This window comes from Liquorilactobacillus hordei DSM 19519, from assembly GCF_019443985.1.
GTDB classification, from domain to species: Bacteria; Bacillota; Bacilli; order Lactobacillales; family Lactobacillaceae; genus Liquorilactobacillus; species Liquorilactobacillus hordei.
Genome location: NZ_CP049303.1, coordinates 2,095,422 through 2,117,141 on the forward strand (window position 1 = coordinate 2,095,422; position 21,720 = coordinate 2,117,141).

Here is a 21,720-nt window from a genome sequence, read left to right on the forward strand (position 1 = left end):
AACGTATTTTATAAGTCACATTCACACTCTTTTTTGTTTCCTCATTAATCCATCAACTATACTCCAAAAAATCTGATAAGTGCTAAGGAAATCGCACCAACTACAACCACAACCAAAAGACTCTTAGTTAAAATTGCACTTAAAACCGTTGGAACTGAAGCTACCAAGTTTTCAAAGTTTAAACTTGGTAGATGACCTAAATGTTGAACAAATAAACTCTCAAACCACAGTGCAGACATGATCGTAATTGGAACAAAACTTAAAAAGTTAATTATTTTTTCATTCAAACGATACTTTTTCAGAATCACAAGAGGAAAGATTTTAGACAACCAAACCACAAATCCAGAGCATATAATAATTTTTAATACATAATCAAAAGAATACATTTTTCATTATCACTCCAAATAAACAACCCAAGATTGTTACCAATAAAACCAGTATGTTTGCAGAAACAAAAATTAATCCAAAATACATTATAAATAGTGTGAACATAATAACCAGTACTTGTAATCCAATTTTGATTTCTTTTTCACTGATAATTTGTAGATACAATAGCCCAATGAACATTGCAATTAAGGCAAAGTCTAAGCCAAATTTCTGTGGTGTCTCTACGTAATTACCTACCAAGGCCCCAGTAAATGAAGCAATTGCCCACGTGAAATATGCTATCAAGTTACTGATATTAAGCCATTCGAAATTTAGTCTCTTCTTTGTATAATTAATTTTATTCATGCTTAACACGTATGTTTCATCTGTTAATAACGAGCCTAACAATATATTTTTAAAAACTGATTCTTGTTCTAAATAAGGTGCAACTGACATACTGATTAGAATCATTCTTGCATTAACTAAGAATGTTGCCAAAAGAATTGGCAGTAACTCACTATGGTTGATAATCATACCAATAATCACAAATTGGACAGATCCTCCGTACGTAATCATTGACATCAATACTACTTCTAACACGTTTAGCCCAGCAGCGCGTCCAACAATTCCAACAGTGATCCCAATTCCAATATAACCAAGGACGGTAGGCAATGTTTCAATAATTGCCCGTTTTCTTGTTAACTGATTATTCAACTTTACCGCCTTTCATTCTCTCTCATAACTATTACTCAATATTGTCTAATGCTTGTTGGAGGTCCGCAATCAAGTCTTCAGCATTTTCAATTCCAACTGAAATTCTGATTAAATCTGGTGTAATTCCAGCCTTTTCCAGCTCTTCTTCGTTCAACTGTGCATGTGTTGTTGACGCTGGATGAATAATTAATGATTTAGCATCTCCGACATTAGCCAATAATGAAAAAATTTCAAGCTTTTCAATCAATTCTTTTCCTGCTTTTTCTCCGCCAGTTAGTCCTAATGTAAAGATAGAACCCACTCCATTTGGAAAATCTCTTTTTGCTAATTCATTATATTTATTATCTGTTAATTCAGGATATTTAATCCATGATACCTTTGGATGTTTTTGTAAGAATGCAATAATTTTTCTAGTATTTTCAACATGTCGCTCTAATCTAAGTGATAACGTTTCTAGTCCTTGAAGTAACAAGAAAGAATTAAATGGACTTATAGCTGCCCCAGTATCACGCAAGCCTTCAGCACGGACCTTTGTGGTAAATGCGCCACCCGCTAAATCAGCAAAAACTAGCCCGTTATATTGTGGGTCTGGTGTTGTAAATTCAGGATATCTACCACTCTTTTGATAATTAAATTTACCATTTTCTACAATTACTCCGCCCATTGCTGTTCCATGTCCACCAATAAATTTAGTTGCAGATTCTACTACAATATCTGCCCCATGATCAAGTGGTCGATACAAGTATGGTGAAGCAAATGTATTATCAGAGATAACTAAAATTCCATGTTCATGCGCAATCTTTGCAATTTCTTCAAGATCAATCAAGTTAATATCTGGATTACCAATTGTTTCAACATAAATTACTTTCGTATGTTCATTTATATTTTTTGCGAAATTATTAGGGTCGTCTGGATTCACAAAATGGGTTTTAATTCCCAGTTTTGGAAGTGTTACATTAAACAGATTATAAGTCCCACCATAAATTGTACCTGCAGAAATAATTTCATCGCCTTGTCCTGCAACATTAGTAATTGCCGCTGTAATAGCTGCTGCCCCAGTTGCTAGAGTCACGCCACTGGTTCCGTGCTCTAATTCTGCAACACGTTCGTCAACAACTGCAGTTGTCGGATTAGTCAGACGATTATAGATATTACCAGGATCTTTAAGTGCAAAGCGCGCCGCTGCCTGAGCAGCATCTTTAAATACATACGAGGTTGTTTGATAAATAGGTACAGCACGTGCCCCTGTTTCGTCAACTTTTTGTCCAGCATGTACCTGTAATGTTTCAAAATGTAAGTTTTGTTTTGTCATAATAAATCCTCCAATTTCATTTATATTTGCTTCTATTTTCAAAATTACACATTTTTATTTTTTTAAATCTCTTATTTCCAAATTTGCTTTGCTGTATCAACTACCAATTTTATTTTGGCCCACTGCTGCTCTGGTGTTAACTTGTTTCCTTCTTCCGTTGAAGCAAAACCGCATTGTGTACTCAACTTAAGATGTTCTAGCGGTACATATTGTGTAGCTTCCTTTACTCTGGCAATTAAAGACTCTGCTGATTCAAGCTCTGGGTGTTTACTTGTTACCAATCCCAAAACAACATCCTTTCCCTCTGGAACCTTAGCTAGTGGTGCAAAGTCTCCTGAACGATCATCATCAAATTCAAGATAAAAAGCAGAAACATCTTCTTTTGCAAACAAGTAATCGGCAACTGGAGCATAACCACCTGAAGCTGCCCACGTTGAATGATAATTTCCTCGACAGACGTGAGTACTAATTCTTAAATCATCTGGGAGATCAATCAATGCCGCATTATTAGCCGCCAAATACTTTTTTTGAATCTCTTGTCGATCTAGTCCTTTGCCTGCACGAGTAGCCCAGTAATTATTATCAACCACCATTCCCCAAGTACAATCGTCTAGCTTTACATCTCGACAACCTGCTTCATATAATGCAAGAATTAATTCACGATATGCTTTTCCAATATCAGCGATTAACCCATCTTCATCCGGATAAACTTTTCTCAAAGCTTTAATATTTTCCTCGTCTCTTACAAGTTCCGAATAAAATTGTGCAGGTGCTGGAATACTTTGACGTGCAGTTATCTCATCATTTTTTTCAACCAATTCTTCTAAAAATTTATAAGCTAACAAATCTGGATGATCTGGTTTAAATTCAATTTTACCAATAACTCTTGCAGAATCGGCTCTAGTTTCTTCATCATGAAATAAATATCCATGACTAGGAATGACATGCTCAATCCCTGCAAAACCCCAAAATGTATCTAGATGCCAATAACTTCTTCTAAATTCTCCATCTGTTACAATTTTCAAACCACTTTCTATTTCTTTTTCCACTAATTCTCGAATTAAGTCATTCTCAACTTCTTGTAATTCTTCTGCAGTAATTTTCTTATTAAAAAATTCTTCACGAGCTTTTTTTAATTCAGTAGGTCTCAAAAAGCTTCCCACAATATCGTAATGTAACTTTGTAGCTGTTTTAACCATAATTAAAATCCACCTTCCATTAATTCATAATCAACTTTAGCCTATTAAAACAACAAAAAAGCCCCCTATCTGCTTATAAAAAACAGATAAGGGGCGAATTAGCGCTATACCACCCTTGTTCACACTTAAAAAAGTGTCTCATCAGCACATAATGGATACTATGCTTGGGAAGCTAACGGTTCCTACCGAATATTCAGCGATCTACCAAATATCTCTATCTCAAAGTTCATCTTCACTAACTTAACTAATATCTGCTCTCAGCAATGTCAGACTTTCTGTAAAAAATTAACATTAGCTACTCTTCTTCTCATAAGATTATTAATATCGTTCTAATAGCTTAATGAGATTCTAATACTTAAAAAACTACTTGTCAACTAAAAAAAAGATTATTTTTCAACTTTTTTTGTACGTTTCTCATACAATATAAACAACCAATAGCCAATAATTCCAAAAAGAACTGGCCCAATCAATTCTAAAAAAAGATTCAAATAATTCTGAGTTGTAATTGCATCAACCATTGTCGATCCAACTCCTAGTAAAAGAACAAAATTAACAATCACTACTATCGTCACATATTTCCATTTAACTTTAAAAATCTCATAGGGTTTCGCAATTTTTTGATTGTGCTTAAAAAAGATAAAAGCACTCACCAAAAATAAATAAGGCAAAGTAGACGAGACATTGTCCATTAAAGTTAAAATTTCATAAAAAGCTTTTGCAGAATTATTCCCAAATGATGTTAATGCGATTAACACACAGACAATCAATGCCTGCCACCACATAGCATTACTAGGCATTCCGAAACGATTAAGTGCTGGAAGTGACTTTGGCCATAATTTTTTGGGAGTACCAAGAATAAATGATTTTATTGGCATATAAACAATCACAAAAAATGATCCTAAATAACTTAGCAACATTGTAAAAGAACCAAAGCGAGCGAAAAAGAAACTGAGTTTTTCGGATTGATTGGCCGATAAACCAACCGTATTCCCAATACTATATCCCAAATTACTCATCAAAACATAGGTTGTATTACCTAAATTCACACCTTTTCTCTGAAACACTTCATGCCAATTCGCAGATGTGCTCCATAGAAAAATGATAAGCGCATAAGCTGATGCAATCAATAATGCACTTATACCTAATGCAATTGGAAAATTTCTTTTTGAATTTTTCATTTTATCCGAAATACCACCTAGTGCTTCAATTCCAGCATATGCATAGACAGCATATATCAAAAAAGAAATCATTTGGCTAGTTGACTGATAGCTTGGTCGAGGCGATTCAATGAAACTTTTAGGAAAGTTAATTGGTTCTGCGAGCTTGAAACCATTCAGAACAAGAAAAAAAAGACTTGCCGATATAAAAAACAATACCAAAACAATTGCTGCTATTCCCCCAATTGCAGCCAATCCAGATACCTTATCTAATCCTCTTGAGGAGATAGCTGTGACAACAATAATAAATATTATGCTGATTAAACCAATTGTCTCAGTTGAATTCAGACCCAAAACATGCCATTGTCCTGTTTTATCCGCCCCACTAATTGTTGTAGATAGCATTATCCAAATCTTAGAAACAGTTGAAACTGTTAAAATTATCCAAGATGCAATCCATATGAAGCCTCCGATGAATGCCCATTTTAGTCCTAAAGACTTTTCTAACCACGAGAAAACTCCACCAGGTTCATCACGCATTGCGACCCCAAATTCTGAAAACATTAGTGTTGATGGTACAAAAAAGAAAAGAGCAGCCAAGATGTACCAGATAATCCCAGCATCCCCCATAGTGTAATACGCAATCGATGTGTTATCGAATGAAAAAGTCGAAGTAAATATCATGAGCATGACGCTCATTAATGTAAGCTGCCTTTTATCTGTCATCTTTATTCTCCATAAATCCTAATTAATCTTATTAAAATACTATTCAAAAGTAACATTTTGAAACTACTTGTCAAGTGGTATAAGTATCTATTGCTATTCAATTTACTTTATAAAAAGTGCCTTCCATATAGCAAACAATTAAGGAAGCAAAGTTTTCTATAGCATTGTATTTTCATAGTAAATAAGTTAAAATTAGTTTATTAATTTATTATGAGAAAGATATATTTTTAATTTTCTTAATCGTGATTAAAAGTAATTTCCAGCTATAAATTATTTTGTTTTACAATCGTTTAACATCATCAAGATTTAATTAGTCACACATGGTTAATTGATAATACGCATTTATTGCGTAAATTAGCAGAAAAAAGCCGTGGCAAAATTTTTTGTCGTGGCTTTTTTCTGTAAGAGGAGTGTACATAGTGAAAAGAAACAACAAAGAATTAAATCGTGCTTTATCTTCGCGTCAAATGCAGATGATCGCACTAGGAGGAACGATTGGAGTTGGGCTGTTTATGGGATCTTCCGCTACAATCAAGTGGACTGGTCCATCTGTCTTATTAGCGTATGGATTAGCCGGATTAGTGCTATACATAGTAATGCGTGCACTAGGAGAAATGCTTTATGTTGACCCTTCAACGGGTTCTTTTGCAAATTATGCTTCGGAATATATTCATCCTCTTGCAGGTTACCTTACTGCTTGGAGTAACGTCTTTCAATACCTAGTAGTTGGTATCAGTGAAGTGATCGCTGTTGGCCAATATTTAAATTATTGGTGGCCCAATCTTCCAGACTGGATCTCAGGAACAATTGTAATTGTTACACTATGTATTGCAAATCTTGTTTCTGTAAAAGCATATGGAGAACTAGAATTTTGGTTTGCACTGATTAAGGTCTTAACAATTATCTTTATGCTAATTTTGGGAGCCCTCGTAATCCTATTAGGTTTAGGAAATAACTGGCATCCACTTGGCTTTTCTAATTTATGGTCTCACGGTGGCTTTTTTACAGGTGGATTTAAAGGATTTATCTTCGCGCTTTCAATAGTAATTGCCTCCTATCAAGGGGTTGAAGTCATTGGAATTACTGCAGGTGAAGCTAAGAATCCCCAAGTCACAGTTATTAAGTCAATTAAGTCGATTGTTGCCCGCATCTTATTATTTTATATTGGTTCAATTTTTATCATTGTCACAATCTATCCATGGAATCAGCTTGCTAATGTTGGTTCACCATTTGTCGAAACTTTCTCACGCGTAGGAATTTCAGCCGCTGCAGCCATCATCAATTTTGTGCTTGTAACTGCCGCAATGTCTGGTTGCAATTCTGGAATATTCAGCTCAAGTCGAATGCTTTATACCCTTGGTCTAAAAAAAGAAATTAATGATAAGTTCACAAGATTATCTTCCAAAGGTGTTCCAGTTTTACCAGTTCTCACAATTTCTACAGGGATTTTACTTGGATTATTATTAAATGAAATTTTGCCTTATTTTGTTAAAAGTAGTTCTAACATTTTCGTTTTGGTCTATAGTTCCAGTGTCTTACCTGGAATGGTACCTTGGTTTGTAATCTTATTTAGTCAATTGAAATTCCGTAAAATAAAAAAAAATGAGTTAACGGATCACCCCTTCAAATTACCGTTATATCCTTTCAGTAGCTACTTCGCAATTTTAGCATTATCTCTAACTTTATTATTTATGTTCTTCAATCCTGAAACTAGAGTTTCTGTAATTGTTGGTGCAATTTTCTTGATTATTATGTCTTTAATATTTTGGAGGACGCATCGCAATAACTAAGCCAACTCAAAATCAGTATAATATTAAAAAAGGGCTGTAGAAAATTCTACAGTCTTTTTAATATAGAAATATAAATTGGCTCTTCCACAAAAAGCCTTGTTGCATTTTAACGCCTGCTTGATGAACCATTGTTCTCATTTTTTCAGAATCAATTCCTTCAATTACAAGTTCTACCTTTGCTTCATTAGCAACTAACTTCCAAAATTTAATTAATAATACCAATGATTCCATACTCAGTGTCTTAAAGGGCACTATTGATAATTTTAATCTTTTTATGTGATTAGTATTTGCTAATACAAATGCCAGTGTATTCATCCCCATTCCTACATCATCAAGCGCTATTTCGTATCCCATTTCTTTTATCTTGGATATTCGTTTTATTGTTTCTCCTGTTTCATTAGAAGCGCTTTCAGGAATTTGCTCTGGATTCTTAATATTATGTTTATACTTCAATTCATGTTCTAAACTAGCCCAGGAGTCCATGGCAATCGTTCTCAACTGAATCTCTGCATAATAATCACCTGGAACATGCCCATTAATATCTGGATATGAAGTATTAAATTTTATAATTAAGTGATAACTTCTATAGCCATTGGGTTTTGACTTTGACACGTAATCCTTTTCCTTAATTACATCACACCAGTCTTGTTCCTTTAAAAGACCAACTAATTTGTAAATGTCATCAATAAAGTTGCATACAACTCTAATCCCAATTGCATCCTTACAATCATTAAGTGCACTTCTAGGGGTCAGATCCAAACCTTTTCGCTGACATTTCTCAATCATACTTTCTTCTTGTTTAACTCTGCCACTTAGATGTTCGTATAGTTTCTCTTCATCTCGTTTTTCAATTTGATGACTAAGCTCGCTGATTTTGTGCATAATTTCGTTTTTTATTTCTGGAAGATACTTGCCATAAGCACCATATATTTCCATATTGTTCATTCCTTCAACTGCTAATTTGATATTTTCACTTCGCAAAATTAAGAATTGATTTTTCCATACTGTCTTATATTCTTAAAATAACACACAAATATTAAGTAAATATGGATAAAATTTGAAAAAGATCTTTAATTATTATTTTTCTTACTTCTTTATTGATATTAAAATTATTATTTCATACTAGCCGCCATCTTGATAGCCGTTGTAATATCATGTGCGTTTAACTGATATATCACATTGTTTTGCTGCCACATAATTAATTGATTACGACTACCATATGAACTATTCACATCCGCTTTAATTACCCCATATTGCGAAGGTGCTGGTAATCTGTAGGACTCTAGCATATTCACTATTTGAACGGCCAAAGTCTTAGGATCTTGTTGATTGACAGCCGTTGCATGGACTGTTAACGACCAATTTCCTTCATACCACGAAAGATATCTCTGCCCTGCGCCTGCATCTTTATACCCTGTTATGTTGTGCCCTAAATCTATGGTAGGCAAACCATTTAAATCATTTTGTTTAATATAATCAATTTGCGCACTCGCTTCACTTGAAGTTCCATATGATGTTTTTTTAAACTGAACATAAGGAATTTCTTTTGATACTGCTTCATCATTTAATTGATACGCGGTATTCCCCACACTATAACTGATTGTATAATTAGCTTGATTTCCTTCATAGCGCACATTTAATTTATTGCTCCCATTTTCTAACCCATCAGTAGTTGGTAAGATAACATTTCCTAGAGCATTACGTAGTTGCTGATTAAAAACACTCAACCTAGTTACCGTAGATGAATTGTTGCTATTAGATGCAGTTGAATTTGATGTTGTCGTACTCGAGCTAGTCAGTCCTTGACTAGAAGATGTTGATGTTGACTCAACAGCAGAACTTTTTTCACTGCTGCTCTTTTGTGAAGATTTAGAGTGCTTTTTTACTGAAGTCTGCTCTGAAGTTGCTTTTTTACTAGAATTTGCTGCTTGCTTTTGACCTCCACATGCAGTTAGTAAGCCTGCCATCAATATTGTTAATAATAAAGCTGTCTTTTTCCCCTTTTTCATGATGATTCCCCCAATTTTAAATTGTTAGTTCTCGCAGACAATCTCCCTTAATTATTTGCTGAAACTTCAATCATCTTTCGAAATATCTTGTTTACACTTTTAACACTGTCAATTAACATTTCTGGATGAAATTGAACTCCTAAAAAAAACTCCAAGCTGGGGTCTTCGAGGACTTCTACAACACCGTCAGAAGTGGTTCCTGTAATCTTTAGACTCTGTGGCACAGATTTAACCAACTGATGGTGAAACGAATTAACAACCAAGCTGTCTTTTTGAATAACCCTATCCAACAATGAATTCTCTGCAATTTCAATCTTGTGCGTTGAAATTGGCGGATCTTGAAGTTGGAAATGTCGCAATGTATGCTCAGCACGGTAAGAAATATCCTGGTATAATTTTCCTCCACGATAAACATTAATTATTTGTGCACCACGACAAATACCCAATATCGGAATTTTTTTTGTTTCAGCTGCTTCCAGCAACGCAAATTCAAAATCGTCTCTCTCAGGAAAAATTGCACCACATTTTTGCTGAATCTCTTCGCCATAATTAAAAGGATTCACATCCTGCCCACCTGAAAGAATCAAACCATCCACCGAGGCAATAATTTGCTTAGCCGTTTCAGCTGGACTTGTTGGTAAAATCAGTGCAACTCCCCCATTATTATTTACAGCTCTAATATAATCATTATTTACGTAAGCACGCTGGTAGCCTGGAAATATTCCTCCCTGATCTTTGATGATGCTTCCTGAAATACCAATAATTGGTTTTTTAGTCATATTTCTCCTCCAATCAAATTCGATAAACCGCTCTTTTTATTATCGGATTCAAAGGTTCTAATTTCTATCATTATAACAAAAAAAGGGGAGACTGAGTCAAAAGTTAAATTTGTTCTATTCTCACTATCGATTGCAAATACAAATATTTTGCAAAAAAAAGGAAGAGATTGGTCAAAATGATTTTTTGATAGTCTCTTCCTTTTTTTCAGTTAAGTAAGGTTACTTTTTTGTTACTCAATTCAATAATAATTATCTACAAAAATTAGCAATCATTTAATTTATTTTCTAGTAGGGGATGTGCCAAACGTTAAATTTTGTCCCAGTTTCGCTAATTATTTTGTATAAACGTGTTTCATAAGTTTAAATTCTACCAACTTATGAAACACTCCCATTAACTATTTTTCTTTGAGGATTGAAGTGCAAGCACTTCGCTCAAGCTCGGTGCTTTCGAATCTTTTTCAGATATCTGCTCACGATTATTTGGATCTATACTGATTGGCCATTCAATACCTAATTCAGCATCTAGCGGAGTCAATGCAACCCCAGACATTCCTGGAGCCCACTCGTTGTCAAAGAAATACAAATATTCCGTGTTCTCATCAAGTGCCTGAAATCCGTTGCAGACCCCTTGTGGAACAAATACTTGGACTCCTGGAGTTAGTTTAACTGTTACAACTGCCCCAATTGTCTTACTATTTACTCTCGTATCCACATAAACACCATAAGCAGATCCATAGGCTACTGTTACCAACTTTGACATTGCCTCACCATGAAGTCCGCGAACTGCACCGCGTTGAGTCCGTGTTAAATTCACTTGACTCCATGCAGAAACAGTATTTGGAAGAAAACTTGAATAGCTGCTTTGACGATAAAGTTCACGAACAGTACCGCGACCTTCAGTTACCATTTTAGCATTAATAATTTGTAACCCTTCAATTTTTGAATCTGTGACAGATAATTTATCAATATGTAAACTCAACTTAATCCCTCCATTGGCTTTTTATAGCATTATCAATAAAGATTTCAAAAAGACAAATACTTCACCAAGTATTACTGTCTAAATCAATTTCAATATTTAAGTCATACCACTTAAACAAAATTGATTCAAGTTCTTAAAAATTACGTTCTTCATTTAAATGATTACTTTTTAAAAACTCATTGCAAGACATTATTTCTATCCTAATATTTGGTATATAAATACTTAGACATTTATGACCTAATTAAATAACTAACATAGGAGTTTTTATATATGAAACGATATACCAGCGTTTTTAAAGCGAGTGTTATGTTATTAAGATGCAAAATACGGAAAAAAATCAGTTCGTTTCGTTCTCTTTCAGAAGAATTATGAATTACCTCCTGCATCAAGATTAAAGATGCAAAATTGCTGAAATTATAATGGAACTGAAGTTATTCCTAAAGAATTTAAAAAATTAAAAATAGGGAACCACACCCCAATCTGATTAAAAACAAACCAAAAACTAGTGCTTGGCGGGCTGATATCACTTATCTTAAGCTTCAATATGAAACTTGGGTATATCTTAGTTCAGTACATAAACCAAAGATTCATAGGATGCTCGCATATAAATAGGAGGATAGCTGATTAGTAGCTACAGTTAACCAAGCACTTGAATATCATAAAAAACCAGCAGCTTTCACTAGCTGCCTAGATCTAACATTATTGGTTTAACGTCTTTCTAAAACTAACTTCGCCTTTAATCTCTCCGTTTCTAAGGATCTAACATTATTGGTTTAACGTCTTTCTAAAACCAGCCGAATGCAGCTCCTGGCACATCGCTTGGATCTAACATTATTGGTTTAACGTCTTTCTAAAACCGTTATTTTCTAATCACGATCTCACAAAGAAAGTATCAACACAATAATATTATTCATACCAATCGACATAATCCTTGTCAATATAGTAAAAATTGCAATTTTTATAAAATTCATTTGCTTTATTATCTGTGAATTCAATGAGAGCAAGTGGCAACATCACGTCTTGTAGGAATGCTGCTAAATCTTCCATTTGTTCAATTGTTATGTAATGAGCTACATTACAAATAGTTAAACATGATTTCATTTCACATATTTGATGAATTTTAAGAACTGTTTTTATTATATCATATGGTTGTTTCAAAATATCATCATCAAAATGTGTATGCGCAAATTTTAACGATTTTCTCAAATCAAAATCATAAGTAACCTTAATTGGAAAGTCTGCTAAATACAGACCCTCTTGAATAGCGTTATCCAGATTTTGAGTTGCCAGATGAATTCTACCTCTTTGTTCATCTGGCATATCTGCGAACATCTTTTTAAAAATAGCCGGCAAATACTTCTTGTCAAGATTCTGCGTTATCATCAAGTCTCCCAACCAATCAATCGCCCCGGTTACTTCCACTGCATTAAATTCATCATCATAAGCTTTTACTAGGTCACTTTGATCTCTGCATCCTAGAATAAAATCTCGGTAAACTATCGGATTATCAGTAGCAATCACATTGATCTTCCCCCGCTCAATATTGAACAATTTATGCGTGGCGTATGATATCTTCATAAAATCACCGTCCGATCTGAAGAATTACGCACATCCTCAACAGGGGCCCCCACCAGAAAGTGCATATCATTATATTGTTTCTCTGTTAATACCAATGATTGAACCAGTCCACTCTCAGGTAAAAATGTTTCAATTCTATGTTCCATGAACAAAGCAGATTTTTTATTCACACAAACTCTAACATATACGGAATACTGCACCATAATAAAGCCCTCATTTATTAATGACTTTCTAAACTTCCGATAGTCCTTTCGCTGCTTACTTGTTTCTACAGGTAAATCAAACATTATCATTAACCGCATTATTTGGTACCTCATTTGTTAACTCCACCTCAATTTCGACATGATCTTTCTCACCATTCAAAAACTTTAAAGAATTTCTGACATGCTCAATAATGGCATTTTTAAAAAGCATTTTTCTGCCATTGAATTTAATCTCTAGACTTAACAATTCTACTAGTCCATACTTAATATCTGGTGTAAATTCAACAAATCTTTGGCCAGCAACCCAATAATCAATTACTGGTCTAAACGGCTCCATCAAATCTGAGCTTAGATTAAAAGAATTATTTTCACTATGATGGTGGATACCAATATAAGTTAAATACCCATTGGTCACCACTTCTTGATTAACCGTCGATAATAAAATAGAATACCCATAGTTAAGGGCTGCATTAATTGGTGAATTATTACGCCTTACAAATTTTGTATCAAAAAGCAGTGGAAAATATTTTCTGGCAACTGTTGCTTCTCGATTAGTAAAGTCATTAATTTCAATTTTCTCTAATTCTGTACCAATATCAGTAATATCTCTTTTATATAAAGATAAAACATTCAGTTGATTTTTAATTTTGCTAAAAATTATTTTTGTCCATAATATTTCTTGTGTTTGGACAGACCAGTTAATCTGCGTTGTCAATAGATCGATATCGCGATTATTAGGATAGTAACTAACTGTTTCACAAATCGGTTCATGCATACTATCTGAAAATATGACTTTCACTTCATGTGCCGCCAAATGACTGATCAATGCCGAAGTTATTACTGCTTGAGTCGTTGCAATCAACAATAGGCTAATATCATCCAGAGGAATTTGATTAATTCCATCCCTAGTCTGAACAGTCATCATGCGAGAAGCATATGAAAGTTTTGCGTGTTGTGTAATGATAACAGATCTCCATCCCATCTTAAAACCACTCCTTGTCAAAATAATAATAGTGTTATATAATTACGGCGCTGGGTAGCTCCCAGCGGATTAACATTATTGGTTTAACGTCTTGTTTTAAAATCAAACAAAACACTTTAGTGTTGAGTTTTAACTTTTGACCCACTTTATTAGTGGGCAGTACATAAAAAAGGAATCACTCTTATAATGAGGAGTGATTCCTTTTTTATTAATACATCTACAAATCTTTAAGTGTCACTCTTCGCTCAAAAATTCCTGTTGGAGATTGATAACATAGAATTGCGTTTTCCGAAAGTATAATCCCACTTGGATACTGTATCATTCCAAGTGGTGTAGAAAATTTAAGGCTTTTTAAATCTTTCTTAGTTGCATTTGCATGCAATCCTTCCAATATTTCATTCAACGTCTCACGTTTGCCGCTTTTTAATAATTTTGTTCCTGAGAATAAATTATTTATTGGTAATTCAGTAAAAATCTTTCTACTTTCATGTAATTTCTGGCGAAATTTATTTTTGTCATATAAAGAAAAATATTTGTCTACCTGTGCAAGAATTTCATCGTAAACATTATCTAAATCAACAGTTGTGTATTCTTTTTTTTCAAAAATACTTCTATCTAAAACTTCCAATGCATACTCAGATAAGACCAGTTGCTTAGCATTATATTTATACGCTGAACTTCCCAACATATATTTCTGATCACCATCAATAATCAGCTGTCGATATAGAGTTTTGGAAACCACGATTTCAAAATTCTCTAACTTTTGTGTAATTTTACCGGTTTTTCTATCTTTCTTTTTCTTAATAAATTGTGGTTTTATAACATTGTATAAAACTTTTTGGTATGCTTTACTACCTTGCTTTGCGGCATCATTCAGTTTAACTACTGCTCTTTGTGGTATACCAACTACCATATATTGCTTTTTCTTAGTAACTTTAACGATTGCCAGAAAAGCATCATTATTATTGGTGTATCCTCCATAAATATCAATTGGTCGATCCTCTTTAACAGGAATCAATTTTTTGCTTCCTGCTACTGCGGCCGAGTATACAGTTTGCTTAAACATCGCACCTTGTCTAGTCAAAACTTCATGCGTTACCAGCATATATTTAAAATTATAAATTCTTTTAAATCGTGCAATTCCTTCATCACGATGCCAGAGAATTTCTCCTGTATCATTATCCTTAATGATCTTTTTCTTATCATCTTCTATATCATGCAAAAAATTAAAATACTTTAATTGGGAATCATCAACCTTTTTAAAGCATCCATAAGTGAAATATGCACGCAATTTTGGATAACGCCGATAAAGATAATTTCCGATAAAGGTAGTTAAATAGGCGTCCAAGGCATGATGATAATCATTGACATTTCGGTTTTTGATTAATCCAAAATCCTTACGTAACTGTGAATTCATTTTAGCTCGAACTTCAATGATCTCACTTTTACTCTGATATTTGTTATACAAAAACTCAGCAACTAGTCGGATAACTTGGCTTGTTTCAACCAATTGTCGTTTAACAAATCCTCTTGCAGTAAATTTATTAATAGAATCAGGATCAGTTATCAAATTATTAAATTTTCGTTTGGATATCAACCCCTGATCATACAGTCTTTGCCCATGTTCTCGCACTTTATACCTATCATTTTTTGTGGGAACATTATCAGATTTGCCATTATTTACGGCTGCACTCACTAAAACACGATTATCAAGCGAATCATCTTTAATAAATGCTTGCGGTAGAATATGGTCAATTTGATAATTACCAATCTGATCAATGTTAATTGACTTACCAGTATACATATCTTTGCCAAGCTGGGTAAAGTACAAGAAATATTTATCAGTTAAAGTCTGTTTTCTGTCAGAAAAACGTTGTAACTCATCCTTTACTCCAGCGTTCTCGACCTCATTTGCAACGCTTTTATAAATTTTTTCAATTTGCTGCTGTCGCTCGACAGAACGACGCGGTTTTTCTTCGGGCGCTCTAGTAAATTCAATTGATATTTTTTGCGGAGCTATTCCGCCCATAGCTTTTTGAATATCTTCAATAACTTTAACTACTTGTCGAATAGCTTTTTTATTTTGCGGAGATGTATAGGCATCTGCCAAAACTTCTTCTAAAGTATTTCCTTTTAAATGCTGATTATTTTCTTCTTGAATTCGTTGTGCGAAATCTTCTTCAGCTTGAACTTGCATAAAGTTTTGTTGAGTATTCCACATATGCTCAATAATTGAGCATTCATCAGAATCTCTTAAGCCTTTAAGTAGCTTGGCTGATAATTTACCCCAACCATGGTAATTTTTATTTTTTAATTCTTTTTTTTGCCTATCGTTTAACCATTTAATTTCATTTAATTTTTCACTGTAAATATTTTTGTCTTCAAAAATAGTTGCCCATTCAATCATACGTTCAAAGTCATTTTGTCTAGCAGGATTATCAATATCTTCGCCAAAAATTTTTTTTAAATCAATATAGGTCGCTAGACTGGAGACAAAATGCTCTGGTTTTGATAAGCCACTAATCTCAGGAGTAGTTAAAAAGCTGCACTCAGCTTTTAAATAATTTTGTAACTTAACTATTGTAATAGTTTTTTGTTGCTGAAATAACTCTTTAAAAACTTTCTGCTTAACAGAAACTTTTAGTTTACGCCCATCAGCTCGCAAGTTATTTAATTCATTCAACACTTTAAACTTCTGGTAAAGAAGGCTTTCATCAGGTAAAACATCTTCTGCAATTAGATAACTGTCTTTTGTTGTCATACGTCGAATAAAAGTATTTGCTGACTCCATTTTGTTAACTTTCTCATCAAAATTCCATGGTGTGATTCTACCAGGCTGTTTACGTACCATCCAAGCAAATTCTTTCCCTGAAGTTTTCTTTTGGTCAGTTGCTGTAATAAGCGGTCCAACGTAATATGGCACACGAAAGGCTACTAACTCATCCAATTTATACTTTGCAACCTTACTCCGTTTTTCATTCGGATTAGTTTCTGCCAAAAACGGATAGTACTTTGCTTGATTTTGAATAATTCTGTCTAATTCTTGCTGATGTAACTGATGTGGGATCACACCATTAGCAGATGTTCGCTGTTTAGGCATAAAATTCTCAGCATTAATCAATTCTAGAATTTCATCCGTAATCAAAGATGATTCTAGATTTTGCTTAACCTTAGAATAAAAATCTGCTTGATTTAGTTTCTTGTTATTATTTCCATGTACATATTCGTTATATGCCTCATGTAAACCATGTGCTTTCTTTTTATCTTTAGTATTATTAATCTGCTGTTTTAAAAGTGCTAGATGCTCTTTATGTAGTTCATAGCTACTAATCATTGCTTCTGAAATCGATTTTCCATCGGGAACAATTCCGTTCAAGGAAATCTGTGAATACCATTGATGAATAATATTCAAAGCTTCCTGCTGTGGGGTATTTAATTCTTCCAGCAAAACGACGATTTTTTCGTCTGCATCCTCATCTTCTAACTTAAAAGACCAATCATTCGAACTATCTGTAGTAACATTTAAAATGACATCAAATTTAGCTTTATTTCCCAGAATTGCCTTACTGAATTCCGTTGCAATTTTTTGATGCTTTTTAGCGACAGATATATCATCTACCTTTTTTGCTAGTTTTTTTAAACTTTCACGCTGACGGTCAAGTCTAGTTTTGGAGTTATCAAGTAATAATTCACTAATTTCATTCATGTCAGCAGTATTCAATTGAAAAGAATCGTTAATATCAGAAATATAAAATTGCTCAAATAAATCGTTTAATATATCAGCATCTTTCTTAAAATCAACTGCTTTGGAAGAAAATTCATTTATCAAAGTATTAATTAAGAAGTTTCCTCGATATTTAATAATATGATGCACAGCCAAATAAATTTCTCTAATATCAAACTTTCTATCCTCTGTCATTAAGGCATGTCTCAAATGATAAACTGTTGGATATTTATCATAAAAAACGGTATCATCAGAAAAAAGTAGTGAACCATAATACTTTTTGCGTTCATCTCGTGGTGAAATATTTGATTCCTTCATACGTGCTAAAAAATATGGATCCCCCTGTGCTAAGTATGGTGCAAATATTTCCTCCAAAAGGCCTAAACGCCATTTTCTCCTTTTTAGTCTTCTACGTGTTGTTCGAAAGCTACGCCGTTCTGACGCAGTTTGACCTTCCTTAAAAAGTCTTACTCCAATATAATTTTTTCCCTTAACCTGTACTAACTCATCTTGTTCATCTGTCACAGCAAATCCGATTGAAGATGTCCCAATATCCAAGCCAACATTATATCTATTATTTTCCACGCTATATCTCCCTCTATATAATAATTACAGCTTACTAATTATATCTTTTTAACAGTTTTTTTTGACTGATTCTTTATAAGTGTATTTTACTACTTTATATCTAATTTTAAGGCTTTTTTTATACGTAATATATAAAAAAAGAGCAGCAACATACTTTCTTCGTTGCAACTCCCATGGAACCTTAGTAATTATAAATTCTCTAACTTGTTTTTCTTTTCGTTTTTCGCTAAACAAACTGCAACTGCATAGATTGACCATGCCCAAACAATATGTCCAAAAAATTCAGAAAAATGTTCGTCAAATGGTTGGTTCCAAGCTGCTGGAACAGTCCCCATTGCAGGCATAATAATAATATGGAAAGCAATCCAAATTACAATCCCGTATGCAGCACCTTGCCACATTGTTGTTTTCTTCCAATATTGTGCCAAAAAAATGAATAATGCAGCAAAAACAATTGAAAATGCAAAATGAATAATTAGTGCAACAAAGAAAACCTTCTGATCAGTAGAATAATAAACGAATGCATGAACTGTTTTTGAAGACATTCCGAACTGTTCTAATAAGTGCTGTGGTGGATTCGTGGCATTTCTAGCCAATGTACGTGGTGGTAAAATATTTTCCCATCCGATTTTGACCATACCTGAAATCATACCAGCAATAAAGCCATACCAGATACTCTTCCAAACAATTGTTTTAAAAGCTATCTTAGGCTTTGATAAACTTAACATTACCTATTCCCCCTTCTTACGGTTAAATATCATACTATTTGTGAATGATTTTTCAGATACATCGTGTACCATAATCTCTCAATATTAAAGGTATTAATGTCTTAAAAGTAGAAATAATTGCCCTTTTTTGCTCATAATTAGCACATTAAAGCATAATTTAGATTTGTAATTTATTTTTAATTTTCAACCCATCTAATTTCCGAATTTACTTTTAAAATCAATTAAAAACTTCTCTGGTTAGTCATAAAATATCCTTATTAACTTCATTCTTCCTTACTATAAACAAATAAACCTTATGTTAAGATATTTGTGTAATTTTCCATAAAATGATCTGGAAAGGTGAGTAATTATGATCAGAAAATACGATAGTCAAAGAATGTATCGATTAATACTCAAAATCTATGAAGCTTATGGCTTTTCCACTAGTGATAGCGAAAAAATTGCGCATATACTAATTTATACTGACATGCACGGCATCGAATCACATGGTGTTCAGCGTATGTCTATGTACGATAAATTTATTCAAAATGGCAAAATTAAAATTAACAGCTCTCCTGAAATCATAAAAGAAACTAGTGTTAGTGCTGCTGTTGATGCTCACTTTGGAATTGGTCAATTAAATGGTATCTACAGCATGAATCTTGCAATCAAGAAAGCAAAAGAACACGGTGTAGGAATTGTTACTACCAAAAGATCTGGTCACTATGGCATAGCTGGCTTCTATGCAAACATGGCTGCGAAACAGGACATGCTCGGAATATCTTCAACTAATTCTCGACCTGGAATGGTCCCAACCAACTCAACTCAGCCTTTTTTAGGAACTAATCCAATCGGTTTTGCAATGCCCGCTCATCCTCACAACTTCATTCTTGATTTTGCAACCACTACTGTTCCGCAAGGAAAAATTGAAGTTTATCGTAAACTAGAAAAGAACTTACCTGAATTTTGGGTGGCCAAAGATGGTATTAACCCCATTCATGATCATAATGACAAAAAAGATCTAGATTTACTTCGAGTACCAAAATCAAATGTTGGTCTGACTCCACTAGGAGGTATCTCTGAATTAACCGGTGGTCATAAAGGCTTTGGATTAGGAATAATAGTAGAGATCTTCACCTCGATTCTTTCACAAGGAGACACCTCATCTGAAAATGATGGCAGCAATCCAGCAATTGGTCCTTGTCAAAGTTTCATTTCAATTGATCCAGCGATTTTTGGAAGTAAGCAAGCAATTATCAACCGTTTTTCTGATTATTTACAAGAAATTCGTGAACTACCTGCTGTTCCTGGTCGGACAATCTATGTTCACGGGGATAAAGAACAACTTAGATACATTGATGCAAAGAAAAATGGAATTCCGGTTGATGATGCTACAATATCTGAAATTAAATTAATTGCCACTCGTTTAGGCGTTCCTTTTAAAGAATACTTATTGTAAATTAACTCTAAACTAAAGTTCTCAATTTCGTATAACAGGAGTTTTTTTACAATTATTAATATATTGTTTTGATCATATGAACTCTACAACTTGTCTTTTCTCGGTTTCAATTTATTTTTGCGCAAGTAAAGAGGCATTGCAAAAGTTAACTTTTGCAGTGCCTCTCTCTTTATTTATTCTGGAATCAACTTTGAAGCCACTATTGCCAAAGCCACACCTGCACCAAGCGGTAAAAAAGCAGAGTAATTTAGATGGCTGATTTCAATTATCATCATCAGTGCCATCAGTGGTGCTTGCTGTGACGCCGCTAATAATGTGCACGCACCTAATAAAGAACACTGCCAAATCGGAACAATAGTAAAAAAGGAATGGAATATAATACCTAAAACTGTCCCAATAACTGCCCCAATTGCAATTGATGGTGTCAGTGTTCCACCAGAGGCACCAGCTCGAATAGTAAATACTGTGATAGTAGCTTTAACAATTGCACCCAGAAGTAATGCCCAAATCATCTGCTGATTAAAAGTATCAATGGATAATTGTGCCAGTGCTCGTCCATTCCCCATAATTTGTGGAAAGGATAAGGCAAATATTCCAGTTATTAATCCCATCAGTGGCAACTGCCATAAAATCCCACTACCTTTTGGCTGGTGCTTCCCTGCCCACTTAAAACTCCTGCGGAAAATCCCACCTAATATTCCACATAAGGGTGAGACAAGAAGCACAAATATCAGAAAAGTCATTGAAAATTGTTGATTTCCTACCAAATAATAAGGGCCAAATCCCTTAACAATTGTGCCAATCAGCATTGCTATTGCAGACATAATTATACTTACCACAACTGCTTTTTTAGTTACCTTCTTAAGCAAGATTTCTATACAAAAAAGCATTCCTGTAAATGGAGTACTGTATATTCCAGCAAATCCAGCACCAGCAGCAGCAGCCATTAGTAACTTTGAGTCATCGTCAGATAATGCAAGATGCAGTTTACCCAAAAAAGTATTCCAACATTGCGCCAACATTGCCCCAGCTTCACGTGGTGCAAGTTCTCGACCAACAGAACCACCCGTGCCTACATAAAAAATTTGTGTCATTACATGTATTGCAGTTTGAACCGGAGGCATTTTCTCGCCTGACAGTCCTTTAGCGATCGTCACTGGTTTATTAATCCTTGTTCTAATAAACCACCAAATAATTGCTGCAATTATTGCACCAATAAAAACAGATACCATCCGATGGGCTGGAAGAATTTCCAATGAAGCTGGGTTTGCTGCATTTTCTTGAAAACTAAGAAATAATCTTTCTACACCATCTAATAACAGACTTAACAGCAACGAGCTAGTTCCAACTATAATTCCAAGAACAATTGTTGAGAGCAAAAGAACAAAATTCTCTTTTTTTAAAAACTTATTCACGTGATACACAACCTAACTGACATATAATTTATTATT

17 protein-coding genes are annotated in these 21,720 nt (G+C 34.0%); 2 read left to right on the forward strand and 15 right to left on the reverse strand.

Annotated features, from left to right (window positions below; genetic code table 11):
• Positions 1 to 56: 56 nt before the first annotated feature.
• The 5 genes from G6O70_RS11470 to yjeM form a co-directional block, all read right to left on the reverse strand.
• Entirely contained in the window at positions 57 to 386 is a 330-nt protein-coding gene (locus G6O70_RS11470) for an AzlD domain-containing protein (RefSeq protein WP_057869651.1), read from the reverse strand.
• Positions 373 to 1,080, reverse strand: a complete 708-nt coding sequence (locus tag G6O70_RS11475) for an AzlC family ABC transporter permease (RefSeq protein WP_057869652.1) — start codon at positions 1,078 to 1,080, stop codon at positions 373 to 375. The genes G6O70_RS11470 and G6O70_RS11475 overlap by 14 nt, the downstream gene beginning before the upstream one ends.
• Before the next feature lie 31 nt (positions 1,081 to 1,111).
• Positions 1,112 to 2,392, reverse strand: a complete 1,281-nt coding sequence (locus G6O70_RS11480; RefSeq protein ID WP_057869653.1) for an O-acetylhomoserine aminocarboxypropyltransferase/cysteine synthase family protein — start codon at positions 2,390 to 2,392, stop codon at positions 1,112 to 1,114.
• Between the two features lie 71 nt (positions 2,393 to 2,463).
• The gene (locus G6O70_RS11485) at positions 2,464 to 3,591 is read right to left on the reverse strand and encodes a 5-methyltetrahydropteroyltriglutamate--homocysteine S-methyltransferase (RefSeq protein ID WP_057869654.1); all 1,128 of its coding nucleotides are present in this window, start codon (positions 3,589 to 3,591) and stop codon (positions 2,464 to 2,466) included.
• A gap of 386 nt (positions 3,592 to 3,977) precedes the next feature.
• Entirely contained in the window at positions 3,978 to 5,474 is a 1,497-nt protein-coding gene (yjeM, locus tag G6O70_RS11490; protein ID WP_057869655.1) for a glutamate/gamma-aminobutyrate family transporter YjeM, read from the reverse strand.
• Positions 5,475 to 5,941: 467 nt separating this feature from the next.
• On the opposite strand from yjeM, the gene G6O70_RS11495 reads away from it, so the two are divergent.
• The gene (locus G6O70_RS11495) at positions 5,942 to 7,264 is read left to right on the forward strand and encodes an amino acid permease (RefSeq protein WP_187327477.1); all 1,323 of its coding nucleotides are present in this window, start codon (positions 5,942 to 5,944) and stop codon (positions 7,262 to 7,264) included.
• Between the two features lie 57 nt (positions 7,265 to 7,321).
• Here the strand turns inward: G6O70_RS11495 and G6O70_RS11500 are convergent, their stop codons facing one another.
• The 9 genes from G6O70_RS11500 to G6O70_RS11540 all read right to left on the reverse strand — a co-directional run bounded on the left by G6O70_RS11500 (position 7,322) and on the right by G6O70_RS11540 (position 18,831).
• Positions 7,322 to 8,200, reverse strand: a complete 879-nt coding sequence (locus G6O70_RS11500; RefSeq protein ID WP_083481922.1) for a GTP pyrophosphokinase — start codon at positions 8,198 to 8,200, stop codon at positions 7,322 to 7,324.
• A 176-nt stretch (positions 8,201 to 8,376) separates the two neighbouring features.
• Positions 8,377 to 9,273: a hypothetical protein gene (locus tag G6O70_RS11505; RefSeq protein WP_057869656.1), complete on the reverse strand. Its 897-nt coding sequence runs from the start codon at positions 9,271 to 9,273 to the stop codon at positions 8,377 to 8,379.
• Between the two features lie 47 nt (positions 9,274 to 9,320).
• Complete coding sequence (locus G6O70_RS11510; protein WP_057869657.1) at positions 9,321 to 10,052, reverse strand: gamma-glutamyl-gamma-aminobutyrate hydrolase family protein; 732 nt, start codon at positions 10,050 to 10,052, stop codon at positions 9,321 to 9,323.
• A gap of 391 nt (positions 10,053 to 10,443) precedes the next feature.
• Positions 10,444 to 11,031: a dTDP-4-dehydrorhamnose 3,5-epimerase family protein gene (locus G6O70_RS11515; RefSeq protein WP_057869658.1), complete on the reverse strand. Its 588-nt coding sequence runs from the start codon at positions 11,029 to 11,031 to the stop codon at positions 10,444 to 10,446.
• Positions 11,032 to 11,937: 906 nt separating this feature from the next.
• A complete protein-coding gene (csn2, locus tag G6O70_RS11520; protein ID WP_057869659.1) occupies positions 11,938 to 12,609 on the reverse strand; it encodes a type II-A CRISPR-associated protein Csn2 in 672 nt (223 codons plus the stop codon).
• The gene (gene cas2, locus G6O70_RS11525; protein WP_057869660.1) at positions 12,606 to 12,911 is read right to left on the reverse strand and encodes a CRISPR-associated endonuclease Cas2; all 306 of its coding nucleotides are present in this window, start codon (positions 12,909 to 12,911) and stop codon (positions 12,606 to 12,608) included. Before cas2 ends, csn2 begins: the two co-directional genes overlap by 4 nt.
• The gene (gene cas1, locus G6O70_RS11530) at positions 12,889 to 13,794 is read right to left on the reverse strand and encodes a type II CRISPR-associated endonuclease Cas1 (protein ID WP_057869661.1); all 906 of its coding nucleotides are present in this window, start codon (positions 13,792 to 13,794) and stop codon (positions 12,889 to 12,891) included. The genes cas2 and cas1 overlap by 23 nt, the downstream gene beginning before the upstream one ends.
• 217 nt (positions 13,795 to 14,011) lie before the next feature.
• On the reverse strand, positions 14,012 to 18,103 hold the full coding sequence (gene cas9 / locus G6O70_RS11535) for a type II CRISPR RNA-guided endonuclease Cas9 (RefSeq protein WP_057869662.1): 4,092 nt from the start codon (positions 18,101 to 18,103) through the stop codon (positions 14,012 to 14,014).
• Between the two features lie 188 nt (positions 18,104 to 18,291).
• The gene (locus G6O70_RS11540; protein ID WP_057869663.1) at positions 18,292 to 18,831 is read right to left on the reverse strand and encodes a YagU family protein; all 540 of its coding nucleotides are present in this window, start codon (positions 18,829 to 18,831) and stop codon (positions 18,292 to 18,294) included.
• Positions 18,832 to 19,180: 349 nt separating this feature from the next.
• Here G6O70_RS11540 and G6O70_RS11545 point away from each other — a divergent pair, with 349 nt between their 5' ends.
• Positions 19,181 to 20,269 carry an Ldh family oxidoreductase gene (locus G6O70_RS11545; protein WP_057869664.1) on the forward strand — a complete coding sequence of 363 codons (1,089 nt, stop codon included), beginning with the start codon at positions 19,181 to 19,183 and terminating at the stop codon, positions 20,267 to 20,269.
• A gap of 173 nt (positions 20,270 to 20,442) precedes the next feature.
• On the opposite strand, the gene G6O70_RS11550 is transcribed toward G6O70_RS11545, so the two are convergent.
• Positions 20,443 to 21,684 (reverse strand): chloride channel protein, encoded by a 1,242-nt coding sequence (locus tag G6O70_RS11550; RefSeq protein WP_057869665.1) that lies wholly within the window; start codon positions 21,682 to 21,684, stop codon positions 20,443 to 20,445.
• Between the last annotated feature and the right edge of the window lie 36 nt (positions 21,685 to 21,720).